The 18,138-nt window shown below is 69.1% G+C and carries 23 protein-coding genes; 8 read left to right on the top strand and 15 right to left on the bottom strand.

Translation table 11 applies throughout. From position 1 onward, the window contains the following. Positions 1–57: 57 nt before the first annotated feature. Together GZ64_RS20095 and GZ64_RS0117510 are read right to left on the bottom strand one after the other, a co-directional pair. On the bottom strand, positions 58–234 hold the full coding sequence (locus GZ64_RS20095; RefSeq protein ID WP_021199471.1) for a hypothetical protein: 177 nt from the start codon (positions 232–234) through the stop codon (positions 58–60). A 17-nt stretch (positions 235–251) separates the two neighbouring features. Beyond that, positions 252–620, bottom strand: a complete 369-nt coding sequence (locus tag GZ64_RS0117510; RefSeq protein WP_029267969.1) for a hypothetical protein — start codon at positions 618–620, stop codon at positions 252–254. Positions 621–674: 54 nt separating this feature from the next. Here GZ64_RS0117510 and GZ64_RS0117515 point away from each other — a divergent pair, with 54 nt between their 5' ends. Further along, on the top strand, positions 675–1,424 hold the full coding sequence (locus tag GZ64_RS0117515) for a DeoR/GlpR family DNA-binding transcription regulator (protein WP_029267972.1): 750 nt from the start codon (positions 675–677) through the stop codon (positions 1,422–1,424). On the opposite strand, the gene GZ64_RS0117520 is transcribed toward GZ64_RS0117515, so the two are convergent. Further along, positions 1,408–2,154, bottom strand: a complete 747-nt coding sequence (locus GZ64_RS0117520) for a MerR family transcriptional regulator (protein ID WP_081859800.1) — start codon at positions 2,152–2,154, stop codon at positions 1,408–1,410. The genes GZ64_RS0117515 and GZ64_RS0117520 overlap by 17 nt on opposite strands. Before the next feature lie 67 nt (positions 2,155–2,221). Here GZ64_RS0117520 and GZ64_RS0117525 point away from each other — a divergent pair, with 67 nt between their 5' ends. The 6 genes from GZ64_RS0117525 to GZ64_RS0117550 all read left to right on the top strand — a co-directional run bounded on the left by GZ64_RS0117525 (position 2,222) and on the right by GZ64_RS0117550 (position 6,546). Then, positions 2,222–2,656, top strand: a complete 435-nt coding sequence (locus GZ64_RS0117525; protein ID WP_231479925.1) for a DUF6194 family protein — start codon at positions 2,222–2,224, stop codon at positions 2,654–2,656. Positions 2,657–2,658: 2 nt separating this feature from the next. Then, positions 2,659–3,192, top strand: coding sequence for a putative immunity protein (locus tag GZ64_RS0117530; RefSeq protein ID WP_029267976.1), 534 nt, complete (start codon positions 2,659–2,661; stop codon positions 3,190–3,192). Positions 3,193–3,264: 72 nt separating this feature from the next. Continuing rightward, entirely contained in the window at positions 3,265–3,942 is a 678-nt protein-coding gene (locus GZ64_RS0117535) for a response regulator transcription factor (RefSeq protein ID WP_029267978.1), read from the top strand. Continuing rightward, positions 3,935–5,251 carry a sensor histidine kinase gene (locus tag GZ64_RS0117540; RefSeq protein WP_029267979.1) on the top strand — a complete coding sequence of 439 codons (1,317 nt, stop codon included), beginning with the start codon at positions 3,935–3,937 and terminating at the stop codon, positions 5,249–5,251. The genes GZ64_RS0117535 and GZ64_RS0117540 overlap by 8 nt, the downstream gene beginning before the upstream one ends. Before the next feature lie 79 nt (positions 5,252–5,330). After that, positions 5,331–6,167, top strand: coding sequence for a hypothetical protein (locus tag GZ64_RS0117545; RefSeq protein ID WP_029267981.1), 837 nt, complete (start codon positions 5,331–5,333; stop codon positions 6,165–6,167). Between the two features lie 151 nt (positions 6,168–6,318). Further along, positions 6,319–6,546, top strand: coding sequence for an RNA-binding S4 domain-containing protein (locus GZ64_RS0117550; RefSeq protein WP_021199452.1), 228 nt, complete (start codon positions 6,319–6,321; stop codon positions 6,544–6,546). Positions 6,547–6,603: 57 nt separating this feature from the next. Here GZ64_RS0117550 and GZ64_RS0117555 read toward each other — a convergent pair whose 3' ends face one another. The 3 genes from GZ64_RS0117555 to GZ64_RS0117565 form a co-directional block, all read right to left on the bottom strand. Further along, a complete protein-coding gene (locus GZ64_RS0117555; RefSeq protein ID WP_029260721.1) occupies positions 6,604–7,197 on the bottom strand; it encodes a hypothetical protein in 594 nt (197 codons plus the stop codon). Positions 7,198–7,342: 145 nt separating this feature from the next. Next, entirely contained in the window at positions 7,343–7,804 is a 462-nt protein-coding gene (locus GZ64_RS0117560; RefSeq protein ID WP_029267984.1) for a hypothetical protein, read from the bottom strand. Between the two features lie 118 nt (positions 7,805–7,922). Then, complete coding sequence (locus GZ64_RS0117565; RefSeq protein ID WP_029267986.1) at positions 7,923–8,546, bottom strand: LysE family translocator; 624 nt, start codon at positions 8,544–8,546, stop codon at positions 7,923–7,925. 98 nt (positions 8,547–8,644) lie between these two features. Between GZ64_RS0117565 and GZ64_RS0117570 the strand changes: the two genes are divergently transcribed. After that, entirely contained in the window at positions 8,645–9,100 is a 456-nt protein-coding gene (locus GZ64_RS0117570) for an Lrp/AsnC family transcriptional regulator (protein WP_021199448.1), read from the top strand. An 11-nt stretch (positions 9,101–9,111) separates the two neighbouring features. On the opposite strand, the gene GZ64_RS0117575 is transcribed toward GZ64_RS0117570, so the two are convergent. The 9 genes from GZ64_RS0117575 to GZ64_RS0117615 are packed head-to-tail and all read right to left on the bottom strand — an operon-like array spanning position 9,112 to position 18,077. Next, positions 9,112–9,606, bottom strand: coding sequence for a gluconokinase (locus GZ64_RS0117575; RefSeq protein ID WP_231479926.1), 495 nt, complete (start codon positions 9,604–9,606; stop codon positions 9,112–9,114). Then, positions 9,603–10,841, bottom strand: a complete 1,239-nt coding sequence (gene manD / locus GZ64_RS0117580; protein ID WP_029267990.1) for a D-mannonate dehydratase ManD — start codon at positions 10,839–10,841, stop codon at positions 9,603–9,605. The genes GZ64_RS0117575 and manD overlap by 4 nt, the downstream gene beginning before the upstream one ends. Beyond that, the gene (locus tag GZ64_RS0117585) at positions 10,838–12,091 is read right to left on the bottom strand and encodes a mannitol dehydrogenase family protein (protein ID WP_322955648.1); all 1,254 of its coding nucleotides are present in this window, start codon (positions 12,089–12,091) and stop codon (positions 10,838–10,840) included. Before GZ64_RS0117585 ends, manD begins: the two co-directional genes overlap by 4 nt. Further along, positions 12,061–12,921: a sugar phosphate isomerase/epimerase family protein gene (locus GZ64_RS0117590; protein ID WP_029267994.1), complete on the bottom strand. Its 861-nt coding sequence runs from the start codon at positions 12,919–12,921 to the stop codon at positions 12,061–12,063. Before GZ64_RS0117590 ends, GZ64_RS0117585 begins: the two co-directional genes overlap by 31 nt. Further along, positions 12,918–14,036: a Gfo/Idh/MocA family protein gene (locus GZ64_RS0117595; protein ID WP_021199443.1), complete on the bottom strand. Its 1,119-nt coding sequence runs from the start codon at positions 14,034–14,036 to the stop codon at positions 12,918–12,920. The genes GZ64_RS0117590 and GZ64_RS0117595 overlap by 4 nt, the downstream gene beginning before the upstream one ends. Beyond that, entirely contained in the window at positions 14,033–14,866 is an 834-nt protein-coding gene (locus tag GZ64_RS0117600; RefSeq protein WP_021199442.1) for a sugar phosphate isomerase/epimerase family protein, read from the bottom strand. Before GZ64_RS0117600 ends, GZ64_RS0117595 begins: the two co-directional genes overlap by 4 nt. After that, positions 14,863–15,774 carry a carbohydrate ABC transporter permease gene (locus GZ64_RS0117605; protein WP_029260728.1) on the bottom strand — a complete coding sequence of 304 codons (912 nt, stop codon included), beginning with the start codon at positions 15,772–15,774 and terminating at the stop codon, positions 14,863–14,865. Before GZ64_RS0117605 ends, GZ64_RS0117600 begins: the two co-directional genes overlap by 4 nt. Next, positions 15,771–16,700 (bottom strand): carbohydrate ABC transporter permease, encoded by a 930-nt coding sequence (locus GZ64_RS0117610; RefSeq protein ID WP_231479927.1) that lies wholly within the window; start codon positions 16,698–16,700, stop codon positions 15,771–15,773. Before GZ64_RS0117610 ends, GZ64_RS0117605 begins: the two co-directional genes overlap by 4 nt. A gap of 18 nt (positions 16,701–16,718) precedes the next feature. Further along, positions 16,719–18,077, bottom strand: coding sequence for an ABC transporter substrate-binding protein (locus GZ64_RS0117615; protein ID WP_029267997.1), 1,359 nt, complete (start codon positions 18,075–18,077; stop codon positions 16,719–16,721). Positions 18,078–18,138 lie beyond the last annotated feature (61 nt).

Here is an 18,138-nt window from a genome sequence, read left to right on the forward strand (position 1 = left end):
CACGTGGTCGCTTCCGCGGCGAATCGGCGACCAGGTGCGCGATTCGACGGCCGTGGGTCAGTCGTCGCTGCGGGCGAAGATCCCACGCAGGACGAGGAAGACCACCACGGCCACGACCGCGACGATCGCGAGCTTGAAGATGAACGCGAGGACCGAGAACAGGGCGCTCACGATCCACCACGCGATCACGACGGCGAGGATGACGCCGAGGATGGTCCAGAGGTTCTTGGTCATGCCTCCAGCCTACGGAATCACCGCCGGGGGATCTCCTCGAGGGAGCGGTAGACCGGCAGCCCGCGCTGCTGCGCGATCTCGACGTCCTTGTCGGCACCGGACGACTCCCCCGGCAGGCGCAGCACGGCGTCGCAGTGCTGCAGCAGGCGGTGCGCGGTCTCGTACATGACGTCACCGACATCGGCATCGGCATCGGAGTCGGCCGGCTCGAGCGTGCGCAGGATCGGCAACGCGACCCACTCCCCGATCATCGGCACGTGGCCGAGGCGGAAGATCGGGCCCGAGACCTCCTCCAGGCGCGCGAGGTTCCGGGCGATGAGGTCGGGGTCGCCGTTCGTCCCGGAGCGATAGGGGCCGGCGATGAGGATCAGGAGTGGCTTCGTCATGGAGATGACTGTAGTCTAAATCATGCATAATCGTGCAACTTCGTGAGGAAACAAATGCTCGCTGCGCAACGCAAGGACCACCTGCTCGACCTTCTCGCCCGCGACGGACGCGTCGTCGCGAAAGCGGTGGCCGACGAGCTCGGAGTGTCGGAAGACGCCATCCGCCGAGATCTCCGCGAACTCGCCGAGGAGGGGAAGCTCCAGCGGGTGTACGGCGGCGCCCTGCCGATCCCCGAGCCCGAACGACCGGTGCGCGACCGGCACGGCCTCGCGACCGAGAGCAAGGAGCGGGTGGCACGTGCGGCCGTCGCGCGCATCCGTCCCGGAGCGACGATCGTGCTGGACGCCGGGACCACGACCCTCGCGATGGCTCGGCTGCTCCCCTCCGGCGCCGGCATCACGGTCATCACCCCGAGTCCCGTCGTCGCGCTCTCCGTGGCCGAACACTCCGACGCCCGTGTGGTCATGATCGGCGGGGAGCTCACCCGGCACTCCCTGGTCACCGGCGGAGGACTCGCGATGGAGGCCATCCAGCACCTCGCCGCCGATGTGTTCTTCCTCGGCGTGACCGGCGTCGATCCCGTGCACGGTCTCACGACGGGTGAGCTCGACGACGCGGTGACGAAGCGGGCACTCGCTTCGCGGTGCACGGAGACCGTGGTGCTGGCCAGCGAGGAGAAGGTCGGTGCCGCCGCCCGCTTTCCTGTCCTCCCGTTCGAGGCGATCACCGCGATCATCACCGATCCGCTCGACGCGAGTCCGATCGTCGAGCGGCTCGCCGCACTGATCAGCGCTCGGGAGTGACCGACGATCCCGCCCCGGGGAGACGGCCGGCGAGCAGGTCGTGCAGGTGCCCCGCGGTACCGAGCAGGGCGACGCTACGGCGCGTGAGGTCGGCCAGCCTCTCCGTGAGGATCCGCTGGACTTCGGAGGTGCGACCGTGCGTGCGCACCTCGTCGAGGATGCGGGCGATCGCCGGGATGCCGTAGCCGCCGGAGCGAAGGGCGGCTGCGACTCGCGCCTCGGTGATCGCGGCGGAGCCGTACGAACGCGTCGACGCGGTGCCACGAAGCGGATGCACGAGCCCCTCGCGCTCCCAGTGACGCAGGGCCGACGGACGGATGCCCAGCGCCTGGGCGAGTTCGCCGATCGTCATCGCGTCCTCCTCGGCGAACACGTCGTCGGCCTCGGCCACGGCGACATCGAGTCCGCTCAGCGCCTCCCGCACCCGAGAACGCTCACGGGAGAGGTTCGCGTGCAGATCGTCGATCCGCTCGGCGGCTCGCTCGAGCGTCCCCTCGATCAGGTCCGGCATGAGCCGGCGGGCGGGCACCGGGCCGAGCGCGGCTGCCATCGCGCGGTACGCCTGCAGGGCCGTGACATGCGGCATCCGATACCGGCGATACCCGTTCGCACCGCGCTCTGCCGCGGGGATGACGCCGAGGCGCTCGAGATCGCGCACCTGCTGGGTCGAGTAGCCGACCAGCCGTCCGAGCTGCACCGTCGTGAATGTCGCCTCTTGAGGGTTCTGCACCTTTTCCCCCTTCGCTTACGGACAGAAGTCCACATAAGCACTTCCACCTCACCATTGAAGGATGGAAATGCAGAAGATCATCGAGACGGTCCGCGGGCTCGACGGTGTCCTGATCGTCGAGCCCGAAGCAGGCAGCGACTTTCCGGAGCTGTCATGGGGAGACGCCTACCTCTACTACGCACCCGATGGGCGGATGCCGGAGCGCACCCAGCCTTACGGGACGATCATCACGAAGGACTACCCGGACGACACCTCGTCCGCCTTGGACGCTCCGGGACGCTTCCGGGTGAACATCCACGTCGGGCGCGCACAGACCGAGTCGATCGTGGATGCTGACGCCGATCCGACCGAGGCCGACGTGTTCCACCGGCATCCGCTCTACGGCATGTCCGGTTGGGTGTGCGTGATCAACCCTGCGGAACGGACGGCGGATGCGGTGCTCACCCTTCTTCGCGAGGCGCACGAGGCCGCACGATCACGCATCGAACGCCGAGCGAGGTGAGCATGACGACCCCACAGGGCATGACCGACGCGGACCGCCGCACCGTCGCGGTGTGGGCCGCTGACTGCGCAGAGCGGGTGCTGCCCTTGTTCGAGGCCGAGGCGCCCGACGACGCTCGGGCCCGGGACGCCATCGCCAGGGCACGGGAGTTCGCGCGGGGCGAGCTCACGGCTGCGGGCGAGATCCGTCGACGTTTCGTCGCCGGCCGGGCTGCCCACAGCGCCACATCGCCCGCCGGAGTCGCCGCGGCCCGCTCGGCAGCCCAGGCCGCAGGAGTCGCACACATGGGCGCGCACGCGCTCGGAGCAGCCGCCTACGCCGCGAAGGCCGTCGAGCTGGCCCACCCGAATGCTCGCGGAGCACGTGTCGAAGAGGTGCGATGGCAGCTCCGCATGCTCTCCGTCGAGGCCGCCTGCGCACTCCGACGCCTGCCGCCCCTCGGCACCGACTCCGCCGGCCCCCTCGGCCCCGGGCTGCTCGACTCCGGCACCCTCGGCGAAGTGATCCGTGAGATCCAGGCTGACCTCGCCGACTGACTTCTTCGAATCGGAGTATGGCGAGGCGACCGCTTCAGCCCGGATTCAGCGTGGAGCCACCACACTGGAGGGATGCGGATCCTGGTGGTGGACGACGAGGTGCGTCTCGCCGAGGGCGTACGCCGCGGCCTCGAGGCCGAGGGCTTCGCCGTCGACGTGGCGCACAACGGCGTCGACGGACTCTGGCGCGCACGCGAGACGCGGTACGACGCGATCGTGCTCGACCTCATGATGCCCGGCATGAGCGGCTGGAAGGTGTGCGAGGCGCTTCGGGCCGAGGAGAACTGGACGCCCGTGCTGATGCTCACGGCGAAGGACGGCGAGTGGGATCAGGTGGAGGCGCTCGAGACCGGCGCCGACGACTACGTCACCAAGCCGTTCTCGTTCGCGATCCTCGTCGCACGCCTGCGGGCCCTCGTGCGCCGCGGTGCCGTCGCCCGTCCGGCCGTTCTGGAAGCCGGCGATCTCCGACTCGACCCCGCCGCGCACCGCGTCTGGCGCGGGGAGACGCCCGTGCCCCTGACCGCACGGGAGTTCTCGGTGCTCGAGTACCTCATGCGTCATCGCGGCCAGGTGCTGTCGAAGCGGGCTCTCATCGACGGCGTCTGGGACGACGACTTCGACGGCGACCCCAACATCGTCGAGGTCTACGTCGGACACCTGCGCCGCAAGCTCGACAAGCCCTTCGGACGCGAGGCCATCGAGACCATCCGCGGTGCGGGCTACCGGCTGGCGGCGAACGGTGGCTAGCCGCGGCTGGCGCTCGGTGCGCGGCAGGACCACGCTCGGAGCGACCGTCGTCGTGGCCGTCGCACTGCTCATCGGCGCCTTCTCGTTCTACGGCGTCCTCAGCGCCAGCATCCACGACAGCACCGAACGCGCCGCGGAGCAGCGGCTCAGCGAGCTCGCCGAACGTGCCGGTGGGCCGGGTGGCAAGGGCGTGGACGCGCTCGACGACGAGATCCTGCAGATCCTCGGTCCGGACGGGTCGGTACGCGCGGCGAGCGAGGAGGCTCGCGACAAGCTGGGTTCGACGCCGCTCCCCGCCGATGACGACCCGCAGACGACCACCGTCGACGGCGACACCGTCGTGGTGGTCTCGGAAGACATCGACGGCGATCAGACGCTCGTGCTCGCCGTCTCGATGGATGACGATGCCGAGACCCTGGCGACGGTCGCGACGCTGCTCGCCGTCGCGGTCCCCCTGCTGCTGCTCCTCGTGGCCGTGACCACCTGGCTCGTGGTCGGTCGCGCGCTCCGCCCTGTCGAGCGCATCCGCGAAGAGGTCGACGGCATCACCGCCGAGCGCCTGCACCAGCGGGTGCCGGTGCCGGAGACCGCGGATGAGATCGCCGCACTCGCGACCACCATGAACGGCATGCTCGACCGACTCGACGCCGCGGCCACCGCGCAACGGCGCTTCGTCTCGGATGCCTCGCACGAACTGCGATCGCCGCTCGCGACCATCCGTCAACACGCCGAGCTCGCCCAGGCCCACCCCGACGTGACGAGCATCGGCGAACTCGCCGAGGTCGTGTCGGAGGAAGGGCTGCGTCTGCAGGGGATCGTCGAATCGCTGCTGCTGCTCGCCCGTCTCGACGAAGGCGCGAGCACGCTGGACGAAGCGGTCGACCTCGACGACATCGCGCTCAGCGAGGTGCGCCGGCTGCGTGCGGCCGGGCTCGACGTCGACGGTTCCGGCGTCCAAGCCGCAAGGGTGCACGCAGACCCGCGCCTGCTCGGCCAACTGATGCGCAACCTTGCAGACAATGCCGTGCGCCACAGCCGAGGACGCATCGCGATCGGGGTGATCCCGTCCGACGGCCACGTGTTCGTCACGGTCGAGGACGACGGCACCGGGGTGCCGGCCGAGGAACGCGAGCGCATCTTCGAGCGCTTCGTGCGCCTCGACGAAGCCCGCAGCCGCGACGCCGGAGGCAGCGGACTGGGGCTCGCGATCGCCCGCGGCATCGCCACCCGCAGTCGGGGAACCCTCACGGTCGACGACTCCCGCTGGGGCGGCGCACGCTTCGTCCTCACCCTCCCCCTCAGCACCTGACCGGCCGGAAGTCCGGTTCCTGAAGAGGTCTTCAGGACGCTTCAGGATGGCTTCAGCGCCTGCGCGGCACCATCGAGACATGGACGACAAGACACCCACTCCCGACCAGACGCCAGCTTCCGACCAGACCGCACAGGGCACCCCGGATGCGCAGACCGTACCGGTGACCCCGGCCCCGGATGCGGCAGCCCCGGCAGCAGGTTCCGGGCAGCACCCGACGTTCCCCGCGGCGGAGCCGGTCGCCGTCCCCACGACATCCGCACCGAAGCCCGGGCGCAAGCGCGCACTGCTCATCGGCGGGGGCATCGCGGCAGCCGTGGTCCTGGCGGGCGGCGGCATCGCGGTCGGTGCCGCGATCGGCGACGAGTTCGGCGACGACGACCGCTCCTCCATGGCCGACGGTCCCCGCCACGACGACGCGGATGAGCATGCCCCGCGTGAGGGCAACCGCGGCGACGACCGCGGCGACGCCCCCTCGAACGGCCGCGGCCCGGTGACAGGCATCGGCACGGCATCCGCCGACGAACTCATCACGATCGCGGATGCCGCACGCGGAGCCGCCGACGGCGAGGTCACCTCGATCGATGCGAAGCGCGACGGCACGTGGGAGGTGCAGCTCACGACGACCGCGGGCGATGAGACCGAGGTCCGTGTCGATAAGGACCTCGCCGCATCCGTCATCTCGACCGATGTGGCCGACGGCGATGACACCGGCCCCGCGCTCATGCTCGACGACGAGACGATCCGCGCCCTCGTCTCGGCGGCACTCGCCGAGGCCGAAGGCATGATCACCGACCTCGATGTCGACGGCGACGACGTGAGCCCCTACGACGCCTCCGTCCTCACGTCGGACAACCGTTCGATCGACATCGACTTCGGCGTCGACTTCGCGGTCGTCGGAACCGACACCGACTGAGCTGTTCGAGGAGAACCGAGTCGTTCGAGGAGCAGCCCCCTGCGGCCTGTCGGGCGAACCCGATGCGCCCGACTCGAGATGATGCCGCCGCCCCGCCCGAGCGGCGGCATCGTCGCATCCGGACTTGGTCGAAGCCGATTAGCATTCAAGGATGACGAACTCCGCACCGATCGACGACATCTCCATCGGCGGTGAGGTGATCCGCCTCGGGCAGTTCCTCAAATTCGCCGGCCTCCTCGATTCGGGCGGCGACGCCAAAGAGGTGATCATCGACGGATACGTCACCGTGAACGGCGAGGTCGATCGCCGACGCGGGCGTCAGCTGCGCGACGGCGACCTGGTGACCTTCGAGGGACGCACGGTCCGCGTCCGCCCCTGACCGAACAGCGAAATGCGGTGGATTCCGAAGAACCCACCGCACGTGTCAGCGGCCGATTCAGCCGATGACGGTGTTCGTGTCGCTGATCTGCGACATCGGACCCGAGAGGTCCTGATAGACGTAGGCGCGGGTCTGCAGAGTGGTTCCGGGGGCGACGTCACCGACCTCGGCCGTGATGACCGCCGTGCCGGTCTCGCCCGGCTCCAGCTCGCCAAAGGAGGCGAAGACATGGCTGCTGCTGACGATCGGCTCGCCGAGGGACGATTCGGCACCGGTCACGGTCAGACCGTAGGCCGTCGGGATCGCCGTGGAGATCAGGCGAGTGAAGCTGGAGCGGTTGGTCGCGGTGACCGTGATGCGCACCTTCTCTCCGGCCTGGACCACATCGACGTTGTCGTCGAGAGTGACCTTCGCGGCCGATCCGAAGGTCTGCTCGGACTCCTGGCCCAGCGTGCCGTCGGCAAGTCGCACCCAGCCGATTCCCGCCTGGCCGACGCTCGTGTCATCGCTCGGCGCGAAGGGGTAGTTCACGGCTCCGTAGTTGTCGACCTGGGCTTCGGCAGCGTTGGCGGCCGGTGCGCCGATGAGCGCGACACCCGCGGCCAGGGCGATGGTGATGCCGGTAGCGGCGATTCGGTTCTTCAGTTTCATGGTGTTCCTCCGGTTGATGTCCGGCCAGGATCCGGCCGGCAACATTCAACATTTCACTGCCGTGATGGAGGTGGCCGCGTTCAGGGAATCTGTATGCCGATAGATCGGAATGCGTGGGCTTTCGGAAGAGGTGCGGAGCGGTCGACTATCGCGCTTCCGCCGGCAGGACCCGCCGCACGGTGACGACGACCAATGCGATGAGGAGCCCGATGATCGCCACGTCGGCGGCGATGTACGCATAGTGCGCCCAATTCGTGCCCGGCGCCTCGGCCCCGGCGATCACCAGATCGCTGCGCCGGTTGAGCACCGGGCGGATGACGGCGATCTCGAGAAGGAACACCAGCCAGATCACACCGAGGATCACCAGGGTCGTGCGTCCGGCCTTCGCCCGGGCACTCACGGCTGTGAGCACGACCAGGACGACACCCGCGAGCACGTTCAGCGCGGTGAAGACGAGTCGACCGATGCCGAGACCGATCGGGATCGTGACGCCGGGCGCGAGGAACTTCAACGGGGCTTCGAGGAAGGAGATCGCGATGATCGCCCCGAGCAGGAACGCCGGCAGCAGCAATTGCAGAGCCGCGTTCGTCCGTCCATTGGAAGTCATGAAGCCCCTCTTCTCCCGCCGATCGCCGCCCTCCCTCCGACGCTACTGCGGCAGGTCGAGATCGCAGACGGTATCGACCGGAGAAAAGACGGCATCGACGGGAGAGAGACGTAGGCGCTCACAGCCACTCGATCACCTGCTCCGCGAGGATGCCGACGCCGATGACGGTCATGGCGATGCCCGCGATCCGGGTGACCACAGAGCTCGCACGCGGCCGGGTGCGCAGGAGACGACGGGCGAGCAGCCCCACTGTCGTGTAGACGATCGCGATGTTGAACAGGTGCAAGCCGCCGAGGGCGAGCATCTGCGTCGTCGACGGCCAGCCGTGCGGGCTCGTGAACTGCGGCAACAGGGCGAGCAGCAGCAGGAGCCCCTTCGGGTTGATCCCGCTCACACCGGATCCCCGCAGGAACTGCCCCCACCCCCCGGTGGCGACCGGATCGCCGCTCTCCGCGATCGGCGCAGGGCGCGTGGCCAGCGTCGTCGCACCGAGGAAGATCAGATAGAGCGCGCCGATCACGGTCAGGGTCGTGAGGGTTACCGGATACGCGGTGACCAGCGCTCCGAGACCGAGCGCGACGGCGACGATCACGACGGTGTACCCGGCGATCATCCCGAGGATGGACGGCGCGATCGAGCGGGCGCGCAGGCCGGCGGAGATCGCATACGCCCAGTCCGCTCCGGGGGTCAGCGCCAGCATCACGGCGACCACCCAGAACTGCATGACCAGAGCGATATCCATCGGTCCTCCTCAATCCGAGGAAGAGACTACGAAGAATCACGCGAAAGGTGCTCCGATTCTTCGGGTGATCGCGCCCTTCACCTGCAAGAATTGTCACCATGGACGCACTTGACCGGGAGATCCTCTCCCTGCTGCAGGATGACGGACGGATGAGTGCGACGCACCTCGCCTCCCAGGTCGGGTTGAGCCTGTCCGCGTGCCATCGCCGACTCAAGGAACTGGAGCAGTCCGGAGCGATCGAGCGATACCGCGCGGTCGTCGCGCCCGCAGCCGTCGGCCTCACGTTCGAGGCCATCGTGTTCGTGACGATCGGACGCACCGACAAGGACACGATCGTGGCGTTCGAGGAGGCCGTCGTGGCGATCCCCGCGGTGGTCGAGGCCCAGCGCCTGTTCGGCGACCCCGACTACATGCTGCGCATCCTCACCCGCGACATGAGCGCCTACCAGGAGCTCTACGACAACACGCTCGGCGCGCTGCCGGGCGTGCAGCGGCTCACTTCGACCATGGTCATGAAGCGCCTCGGAGCGGACCGGGCGGTGCCGATCCCCTGAGGCGGGTGCGGTCAGACGGGGGCCTGGCAGATGCGTGCCACGAGCTCTTCGGGCGCAGCATCCACGGTCACCGCGATCCCCTGCTCGTCCGGCCCGAGGGGCTCCAGCGTCTGCAGCTGCGACGCCAGCAGCGCCGGCGGCATGAAGTGGTCCCGGCGCGCGGTGGTCTGCGCGACCACCCGTTCTCGGGGCGCGTCGAGGTGCACGAAGAAGACGGTCGGGGCCGAGGCGCGCAGCCGGTCACGGTAGCTGCGCTTCAGGGCCGAGCAGGCGACGACGACCGCCGGATCTGCGGCGAGCGCCGCCCCCACCCGGTCGAGCCACGGCCATCGGTCGTCGTCGTCGAGCGGAGCACCGGCCGCCATCTTCGCGATGTTCTCCGGCCCGTGCAGATCATCCGCATCGATGAACGCGACACCCATCCGGCGCGCGAGTTCCCGCCCCACCGTGGTCTTGCCCACCCCGGACACCCCCATGACGACGATCGGCCGAAACTCGCTGGTCACCAGTCGTGCACCGTTCCATCCGCCAGACGGTTGTACGGCAGATAGGCCCGCTCATACGGGTACTTTCCCGCCTCGTCGACGTCGAGCTCGACGCCCAGGCCCGGCTTGTCGCCCGGGTGCAGCAGGCCTTCGCGCCAGGTGAAGGACTGCTGGAACACCCTGTCGGTGCGCGAGCCGTGCTGCATGTACTCCTGGATGCCGAAGTTGTGGATGGCGAGGCCGAGGTGCATCGCCGCCGCCATGCCGACCGGCGAGATGTCGGTGGGCCCGTGCATGCCGGACTTGATCTGATACATCGCCGCGTAGTCGAGCGTCTTCTTCAGCGGGCTGATGCCGCCCATGTGCGTCACGGCGCCGCGCACGTAGTCGATGAGCTGATCGCGGATGATGTCCTTGAAGTCCCAGACGGTGTTGAAGATCTCGCCGATCGCGAGGGGTGTCGTCGTGTGCTGACGCACGAGCCGCAGCGCCTCCTGGTTCTCGGCGGGGGTGCAGTCCTCGAGCCAGAAGAGGTCGTACGGTTCGAGTGCCTTGCCGAGCTTCGCCGCCTGGATGGGCGTCATCCGGTGGTGACCGTCGTGCAGCAGGGGGATGTCGGGGCCGAACTCGTTGCGCACCGCCTCGAAGACGCCCGGCAGGTGGTTCAGATAGGCGCGGGTGTCCCAATCCTCCTCGACCGGCTTCGCACCCCGCCGGGCCGGCTCGTGGTCGTACCGGGCTTCGCCGCCCCCGGCGTCTGCGGCCTGCGAGGCGATGCCGTAGATGGCCTTGAGCCCGGGAACACCCGTCTGGATGCGGATCGCCCGATACCCCTGGTCGAGGTGCGCGCGCACGGAGTCGAAGAGTTCGGGCAGCTCTTTTCCCGAGGCATGACCGTAGGCGAGCAGGCCGGAACGCGATGCCCCGCCCAGCAACTGGTAGACCGGCATCCCCGCCTTCTTGCCCTTGATGTCCCAGAGTGCCATGTCGACCGCGGCGACGGCGGCCATCGTGACGGGGCCTCGCCGCCAGTACGCGCTCCGATAGAGGAACTGCCAGGTGTCCTCGATGCGGTCTTCGTCGGCGCCGATCAGCAGCGGGACGACGTGTTCAGTGAGGTACGCGACGACGGCGAGCTCACGCCCGTTGAGGGTCGCGTCGCCGAGGCCCGAGACGCCGTCGGCGGTCGTGAGCTTGAGGGTGACGAAGTTCCGGTCCGGGCTGGTGACGATGACCTCAGCCTTGTCGATGCTCATGCGAGGGTCCCTTCGGGAGTGAGGTGGTCGATGACGGTGCGCGTGCGGTCGCTCTCGGGCACGGCGCCGATGGTGCGCGCGACGGCGGCCGTCGCGGTGTCGGTCGGGTCGAGTTCGAGGAGCGAGCGGATCCAGGTCTCCAGGGCGTGCACCTGTGCGTCGTCGACGGCGAGGCCGTCCTCACGCCGTCGGCGCACGGGAGCCACGAGCCGTAGCGCCACCTTGATCGGGCTGTCGCGGCGGATCTGGTCGAGTCGATGGGCGATGCGCGGGTTCGCGAAGCGGACGCGCAGGTCGTCGAGCCATCCGTCGAGTTCTGCGGCAGGCAGATCGACCGCGGTCCGCTGGGCGGCCCAGAGCGCTTCGGTGTCGCCACGGAGGTCGCGGTCGTCGAACGCCTCGGCGATCGTCTCGTATCCCCGCAGACGACCGGCGGCCGCGAGGAAGCTGTGGCCGGCGTTGAGCAGGTAGAGCTTTCGCGATTCGTACGGACCCACGTCGGCCACGAATCGTGCACCGCCCTGCGCCCAGTCCGGTGCGCCGCCGGGGAACTCTCCGGCGAGGATCCACTCCGTGAACGGCTCGGTCACGACGGTGGACGGATCGTCGAGACCGGTGAGCTTCCGCACGGCATCGATGTCGACTGCCGTGACCGCCGGGGTGATCCGGTCGACCACGGTGTCGACGAACGACGCGGTGTCCGAGATGCGCGCAGCCTCGGTGCCGGCGGCCTTGAGTACCGCGTCGCGCAGCACCCGTCCGTTCCGCGGCAGGTTGTCGCAGCTCACGACCGCGATGGGTCCTGCGTCGGTGTCCGCCCGAGCGACGAGGCCGTCGGCGATACGTCCGGGCACCGCGGAACCGGCGGAGTACCCCGCCTCGGTGACGGTGACGGTCAGCACGGCGACCTGCGGATCGGCGAGCACGGCGAGCCAGGACGCCTCATCCGATCCGGGGACCGCGCGCACGATCGACTGCACGGTCGTCGCCCGATCCCCGTCGGCCGAACGCTCCAGCACGGTGTAGACGCCGTCGTTCCGTGACAGCAGTTCCGCGGCCTCGGGGGTGCGTCCGGTGAAAGCGGCGATGCCCCAGCCGTCGTCCGCGCCTGCGCGGTCGTTCGCCTGCTGGGTGTACCAGGCCTGATGGGCGCGGTGAAAGGCGCCCATCCCCAGATGAGCGGCACGGACCGGGGGATGCTGCGTGCGCGCCGGCCCGGTCACGATCCGATGCCCGCGGCACCGGCGCACGCGCGGAGGAAGGCGAGGTCGTCGACCAGTCGCTCTTCCAGCGGAGCATCCGTCGAGAAGTCCTCCAGCGTCACCCAGCCGTCGTACCCGACCTCGGCGAGAGCACGGAAGTAGTCCGGCACACTGGCGATGCCCTCGCGCAGCGGCGCCCACACCGACTCCCAGCGCACATCTCCATCGAGCCCGGTCTGCCCGGTGCGCTGCCAGACCGCGTTCTTCACGTGCACGTGAGCGAGGTACTCGCCCAGAAGCTGGAGCCCGGCCCGAGTGTCCTCCTGTCCTTCGATCACGAGATTGCCGAGGTCGTGGATCACGCCGATGGTGCGCGGATCGATGCCGTCGACCAGCCGGAGGGCGGCCGACGCCGACGACGAGATCGTCTGGTGGTGCAGCTCGACCAGCACCTTCACGCCGAGTGTCCCCGCCTGTTCCGCGGCCCACTCCAGGTCGTCCCTGGTCTGCGCGAACACCGAGCGATAGTCCTGGGCGTCGTTGAAGGGGATGCGCACGCGCACCTGACGCGCACCGAGGTCCGCCGTCGCCCAGAGCGTCCGCAGCACGTCGTCCCGGTCGGGCGCGAGCGCGTAGCCGCCGATGCCGCTGAACTCCAGCCCGGCCTCGCGGGTGATGCGGGCGATCTCGGCGACCGACCCCTCGAGCCCGGTGAGCGGCCAGGTCGCCCGGTTCCCGGCCCAGAACCCGGGCGGATCCGCCTCGTCCTGGTCGGTGATGCGCCACTCGATGCCGTCGTAGCCGATCGCGGCGATGCGGCGGGCCGCTTCCGCGGGCTCCCAGTCGGGGGTCGCCGCGGTGAACACGGAGAACTTCATGCGATGCCTCCTGTCCGCACGTTCGTGTCGTCGACGGTGCCGTCGATCAGGTCGGCGATGCGCACCGGCGAGCCGGTGGTCGCTGAGACGTAGATGCCGCGCACGACGGCGAGCGCCCGCAGCGCCTCGGGCACCCCGACGCGGGAAGCCCGCCCGTCGCGGATGCTCTCGACGATGTCGGCGTACTGACGGGCGTGGCCCTCGGCGAATGCCTGCGGGTTGCGGTCGTCGCCGAGTCGATGCCCCTCCGGCACCCAGTCGGCGCTGCGGTCGGTCGGCTCGCCGTCGATCCACAGCCGGGCGAGCTGGTCGTTCTCGATGATGCCGGTCCCCTGCGCACCGTGCACGGCCAGCCGCACCGGCTGCTCGGGGAAGGCCGCGGTCGTGGCGTGCAGCACGGCGAGCGCCCCCGATTCGAAGCGCACCGTGACCACGGCGACGTCTTCGACCTCGACCCGCTCGTGCGCGAGCAGCGCGGTGTGGGCGAACACCTCGACCGGCATGCCGAGGAACCACAGCAGCAGATCGACGGTGTGCACGCCCTGGTTCATGACGGCGCCTCCGCCGTCGAGCTCCCAGGTGCCTCGCCAGGCGCCCGAGTCGTAGTACTCCTGAGAGCGCCACCAGGGCACCGAGGCCACCGCGCTCGTGATCCGTCCCAGGCGTCCGGAGTGGGCGGCGTCGGCGACGGCCACGGCACCGGGGTCGAAGCGGTGCTGGCTGATCACCGAGATCCGGATGCCGCGCGTCTCCGCGTCCCTGGCGATCTCCGCTAATCGGCGGCCGCGCTCCATCGACACGTCGAGGGGTTTCTCCAGCACGACGTGCATCCCGCGGGCGACCGCCCGTTCGGCGAGCTCGACATGGGAGCCGCTCGGGGTGCAGATCACGACCATGTCGACATCGGCGGGGATCGACTCGATCTCGGCGTGGGCCGACGGTCGCGCGCCGCCCAGCTCGTCGACGACGAGGTCGGCCAGCCGTGCGGTCGCCGCCGGCACCTCGTCGACGACGGCGACGATGCGCAGGCCGGGAGTGCTCGCGATCGCTCGGGCATGATTGACGCCGATGATGCCGCATCCGACGATCGCGACGTCGAGGATTGCGTCGGTCATGAGAGGGTCACTCCGATCTCGTCCGTGAGGGTGCGCAGGGCCCGACCGGCGCGGCCGAAGGCCTCGGGGCCGGAGAACCCGCCGAGGGCGTTCACGTCGGCGAGGTGCGGTTCGAGCGAGGCGAACCCCGCATAGCCGTCGTCGCGCAGGGCGGTGAGGGTCTCGCGCAGCTCGCCGTCGCCCTCGCCCACCGGGACCACCTCGCCGGTCGCGGCGAGCGCATCCTTCAGCTGCAGATACTCGAGGTGCGGTCGCAGCATCGCGTAGCCGTCGGTGAACGGACGGACGCCGACCTGCACGAAGTTGGCGTTGTCCCAGGCGATGCGCAGCCGGTCCGAACCGACCGACTCGATCACGTCGAGCACGCGTGCGGGGATGTCGCCGTAGATGTCCTTCTCGTTCTCGTGCACGAGGGTGACCCCGGCCGCCTCGGCGGTGCGCGCGAGCGCCGCCATGCGCACGAGCACGTCGTCGCGGATGTCTTCGGCCGAAAGGTTCTCGTCGCGGAAGAACGAGAAGATGCGGATATACGGGGTCTCCAGGACGTCGGCGGCACGGATCGCCCGCTGCAGTCGACCGACCTCGTGCTCCACCGGTAGGGACACGTCGACCTTGCCGATCGGCGAGGCGACCGCCGAGACCGACATGCCGCGTTCGCGCACGACGGCCGCGAGCTGCGTCAGCTGAGACTCATCGAGATCGACGATGTTCACCCCCCACGCGCTGCGCACCTCGATGTGCCGCGCGCCGAGCGCCTGGAGCACGGCGATCTGCACGGCCGGATCGGGATCGATCTCGTCACCGAATCCTGAGAGCTTCCACGGGGTCATTTCACTCCTCCTGCGGTGAGACCGCCTACGAGATAACGCTGGAACACGAGATACAGCACGACGACGGGGATGGCGCAGATGAGCGAGGCCGCCATCATCTGTCCGTACAGCGGCACCGCACCCGTCTCCTGCGTCGCGCCGAAGATCTGCAGGGCCACCGCGGCGGTCCGGCTGTCGCGGTTGGTCATGACCGAGGCGAACAGCACGTCGTTCCACCCCTGCAGGAACGCGAAGATCGCGGAGACCACGATCCCCGGCCAGCTCAGCGGCAGCACGATGCGGGTGAGGACGCGGAAATTGGAGGCACCGTCGATGCGGGCGGCTTCTTCGAGCTCGCGCGGCAGCCCGCGGATGTACGTCACCATCACCCAGGTCGAGAACGGCAGCGCGAAGGTGAGGTAGGTGACGAACACCGACCAGTGCGTGCCGATGGTGGGGATGCGCAGCACCGACGACAGCGTCGAGAACATCACGAACACCGGCAGCAGCATGAGGGTTCCCGGAACCGACTGCAGGCCGAGCAGACCCCGAAGGATCGTGACGCGTCCGATGAAGGTGAATCGCACCAGCACCCAGGCCATCGACACGGCCACGGCCGCGCAGACGACCGCGACCGCCCCGCAGATCAGCAGGCTGTTGGCCAGACCTCCGGCGAGATCGACACTGCGCCAGACCTTGATGTAGTTGTCGAGACGCAGCTCGGTCGGCCAGTACGCGCCTCCGGCGACCGCGACATCGGCGTTGATCGAGGCGAACAGCATGTACGAGACGGGCCCGAAGACGACCAGGCACAGGAAGACGTTCGCGGCCACGAGAAGCGGACGCGGCAGCAGGCGGTCGACCTGGCTGTGACCGCCCGGGCGGCTCCGGCGCGGGTTGACCTGCGCGATCGTGGTGGTGACGCTCATCGCTTCGCGTCCTCTCCGGTGTCGAGGCGCACAGCGCGCAGGTAGACGAACAGGGGGATCGCGACGATCGCGAGAGAGGCGACCGCCATCGCCGCGGAGAGCCCGAACCGGAAGCTCTGGAACGCCGTGACGTAGGTGAGGACCGGCAGGACCTCGACATCGACGGGGGCCGGGATCCCGAAGAGCACGAACGGCATCGTGAAGGCGTTGATGCTGTGCAGGAACGTGAGGATGAAGGCCAGCAGGATCGATCCGCGCAGGTACGGCAGGATCACCTTGCGCAGCTTGATCCCCCAGCCGGCGCCGTCGAGCGCCGCCGCCTCGTGCACCTCCGCATCCACCGCCTGGAGACCGGCGAGGGTCAGCAGATACACGAACGGCCAGCTCACCCAGAGCTGCGTGATCACCAGGGTCCAGTAGCTCTGCGGTCCGTTCAACCACAGCCCCGGATCGACGCCGAAGACGCCGAAGGCCTCGTCCACCACGCCCTCGGGCTGGAACATCGCCCGGAAGACGGTCGCCACGACGAACGCGGGGAGGATGTACGGGATCAGGTACACCGAGCGCACCAGCCCACGGCCGCGGAAGGCGTTCTGCGTGGCCAGCGCCGCCGTGACGCCGAGGGGGATCGCCGCGACCGACACGATCAGTGCGTAGCTGACGCTCAGCCAGATCCCCCGCAGCAGCGGAGAAGTGGAGAACGCCTCGACGAAGTTTCCCAGGCCGACGAACGGCGCCTGCAGCCACTGCCTGATCGTGTACTGGTCGAGATCGAGCATCGAGATCCAGAAGGCCAGCAGCAGCGGCACCAGGATCAGCAGTGTCATCAGCACCCCGCCGGGGAGCAGCATCCACAGCGGGCGGGGCCGCTCGCTCGGCGGCGTGTCGTCGGTGCGTTTCCGACGCGTATCGGTCGCGATCGCCATGTGCGGGTCCTCGCGTCGTTACTTGGACTTGTCCAGCGCGGACTGCGAACTCGCCTGGGCCTCGGCGATCGCCGCGGCGATGTCGCTCTGGCTGAGCGTTCCCCCCTGCAACGCGGGCAGCGACTGCACGACGACGTTGGTCAGCGCGAGCTGCGTGTCACCCCAGGCGCCCGTGAACGGAGTGGCGACCGACTGCGAGGCCGCCTGCACGTTGGCGCTCAGATCGGGGTTGTCCTTCTCGACCTGTGCGGCCGCCTCCACCCCCGTCGGCAGCTCGCCGAACGTGTCGAAGTAGTCGAGCTGCGACTCGGTGCTGGTGAGCATCTCGATGAACGCGAACGCGAGGTCCTGGTTCGGCGAGTACTGGGCGACCACGAGGTTGTCTCCCGAGAGGATGCTGGCCGCTTCCTCTCCGCCCTTGGGCAGCTCGGTCTCCCCCGGCGGGATGGTCGGGAGGAGGGCGTAGGCGTAGGAGTCGGCGACGGGGGAACCCGCGAACGTGGGCTTCGAGTTCGCCGAGGTCATGGGAAGGAAGGCGGCCTTGCCCTCGGCGAAGGCGGCGACGGCCTGGGCGTTCTTCCACCCGATGGCTGCCGGGTCGACGAGTCCGTCCTGGTACCAGCCGAAGTAGGTGTCGTAGGCGGCGGCCACGGCGGGATCGTCGATCTCCGCCTTCTTGGCCTCGACATCGATCAGCGGATTGCCCGCCTGCACGCTCATGCCCCAGACGAACTTCCAGGGGTCGAAGCTGTCGGCGTATCCGATCGCGAGACCGTGCACGTCTCCGGATTCGATCTTCGCGGCAGCGGCGGTCAACTCGTCCCACGTCGTGGGCGGCTCGTCGATGCCGGCGGCGGCGAGCAGCTCGGTGTTGTAGGCCATCACGAACGGACGACTCACGAACGGGACGGCGATCTCGTCCTTCTCGCTCGGGCCGGAGATGCCCAGGGTCGACGGCACGAAGCGGTCGCGTCCCCCCACCTTGTCCCAGTCGGCGTCGGTGAGCTTCACGAAGGCGCCGGTCGCGTACGCGGTCGGGGTGAAGGTGGTGCCGAGTCCGTACACGTCAGGGCCCTGACCGGAGAGCACGGACGTCTGGATCTTCGTCAGCTCGTCGTTGGCACTCGCGAAGGTCTCGAACTCGACCTTCGCTCCGGTCTTCTCCTCGAAGGCATCGGAGACCTTCCCGAACCACTCCTTCTGCTGCTCGGGGTAGAGACCGTTCGCGGCCATCATCACCGTGAGCGTCTGGCCGGTCCCGTCGACGGTGCCACCGGCGTCGCCGTCGTCCGTGCCGGCGGTGGATCCCGAGCATGCGGTCAACGCGATCGCTGCTGCGGCCATCGCCCCGAGGGCGATCAGGGGTCGAGACTTCATTGAACTCTCCTTCGAGACAGTGAGTGGACGTGACTGCGTCTTCGCCAAGGTAGGCAAGCGT

The sequence above is a fragment of the Microbacterium sp. Cr-K32 genome (genome assembly GCF_000708345.1).
Classification (GTDB): Bacteria; Actinomycetota; Actinomycetes; order Actinomycetales; family Microbacteriaceae; genus Microbacterium; species Microbacterium maritypicum_A.

What these genes read in the sequence shown, in the direction of transcription:
- GZ64_RS20095 (WP_021199471.1), bottom strand. Translation starts at nt 234, where the DNA reads ATGACCAAGAACCTCTGGACCATCCTCGGCGTCATCCTCGCCGTCGTG.
- GZ64_RS0117510 (WP_029267969.1), bottom strand. Translation starts at nt 620, where the DNA reads ATGACGAAGCCACTCCTGATCCTCATCGCCGGCCCCTATCGCTCCGGG.
- GZ64_RS0117515 (WP_029267972.1), top strand. Translation starts at nt 675, where the DNA reads ATGCTCGCTGCGCAACGCAAGGACCACCTGCTCGACCTTCTCGCCCGC.
- GZ64_RS0117525 (WP_231479925.1), top strand. Translation starts at nt 2,222, where the DNA reads ATGCAGAAGATCATCGAGACGGTCCGCGGGCTCGACGGTGTCCTGATC.
- GZ64_RS0117530 (WP_029267976.1), top strand. Translation starts at nt 2,659, where the DNA reads ATGACGACCCCACAGGGCATGACCGACGCGGACCGCCGCACCGTCGCG.
- GZ64_RS0117535 (WP_029267978.1), top strand. Translation starts at nt 3,265, where the DNA reads ATGCGGATCCTGGTGGTGGACGACGAGGTGCGTCTCGCCGAGGGCGTA.
- GZ64_RS0117545 (WP_029267981.1), top strand. Translation starts at nt 5,331, where the DNA reads ATGGACGACAAGACACCCACTCCCGACCAGACGCCAGCTTCCGACCAG.
- GZ64_RS0117550 (WP_021199452.1), top strand. Translation starts at nt 6,319, where the DNA reads ATGACGAACTCCGCACCGATCGACGACATCTCCATCGGCGGTGAGGTG.
- GZ64_RS0117555 (WP_029260721.1), bottom strand. Translation starts at nt 7,197, where the DNA reads ATGAAACTGAAGAACCGAATCGCCGCTACCGGCATCACCATCGCCCTG.
- GZ64_RS0117560 (WP_029267984.1), bottom strand. Translation starts at nt 7,804, where the DNA reads ATGACTTCCAATGGACGGACGAACGCGGCTCTGCAATTGCTGCTGCCG.
- GZ64_RS0117565 (WP_029267986.1), bottom strand. Translation starts at nt 8,546, where the DNA reads ATGGATATCGCTCTGGTCATGCAGTTCTGGGTGGTCGCCGTGATGCTG.
- GZ64_RS0117570 (WP_021199448.1), top strand. Translation starts at nt 8,645, where the DNA reads ATGGACGCACTTGACCGGGAGATCCTCTCCCTGCTGCAGGATGACGGA.
- manD (WP_029267990.1), bottom strand. Translation starts at nt 10,841, where the DNA reads ATGAGCATCGACAAGGCTGAGGTCATCGTCACCAGCCCGGACCGGAAC.
- GZ64_RS0117590 (WP_029267994.1), bottom strand. Translation starts at nt 12,921, where the DNA reads ATGAAGTTCTCCGTGTTCACCGCGGCGACCCCCGACTGGGAGCCCGCG.
- GZ64_RS0117595 (WP_021199443.1), bottom strand. Translation starts at nt 14,036, where the DNA reads ATGACCGACGCAATCCTCGACGTCGCGATCGTCGGATGCGGCATCATC.
- GZ64_RS0117600 (WP_021199442.1), bottom strand. Translation starts at nt 14,866, where the DNA reads ATGACCCCGTGGAAGCTCTCAGGATTCGGTGACGAGATCGATCCCGAT.
- GZ64_RS0117605 (WP_029260728.1), bottom strand. Translation starts at nt 15,774, where the DNA reads ATGAGCGTCACCACCACGATCGCGCAGGTCAACCCGCGCCGGAGCCGC.
- GZ64_RS0117610 (WP_231479927.1), bottom strand. Translation starts at nt 16,700, where the DNA reads ATGGCGATCGCGACCGATACGCGTCGGAAACGCACCGACGACACGCCG.
- GZ64_RS0117615 (WP_029267997.1), bottom strand. Translation starts at nt 18,077, where the DNA reads ATGAAGTCTCGACCCCTGATCGCCCTCGGGGCGATGGCCGCAGCAGCG.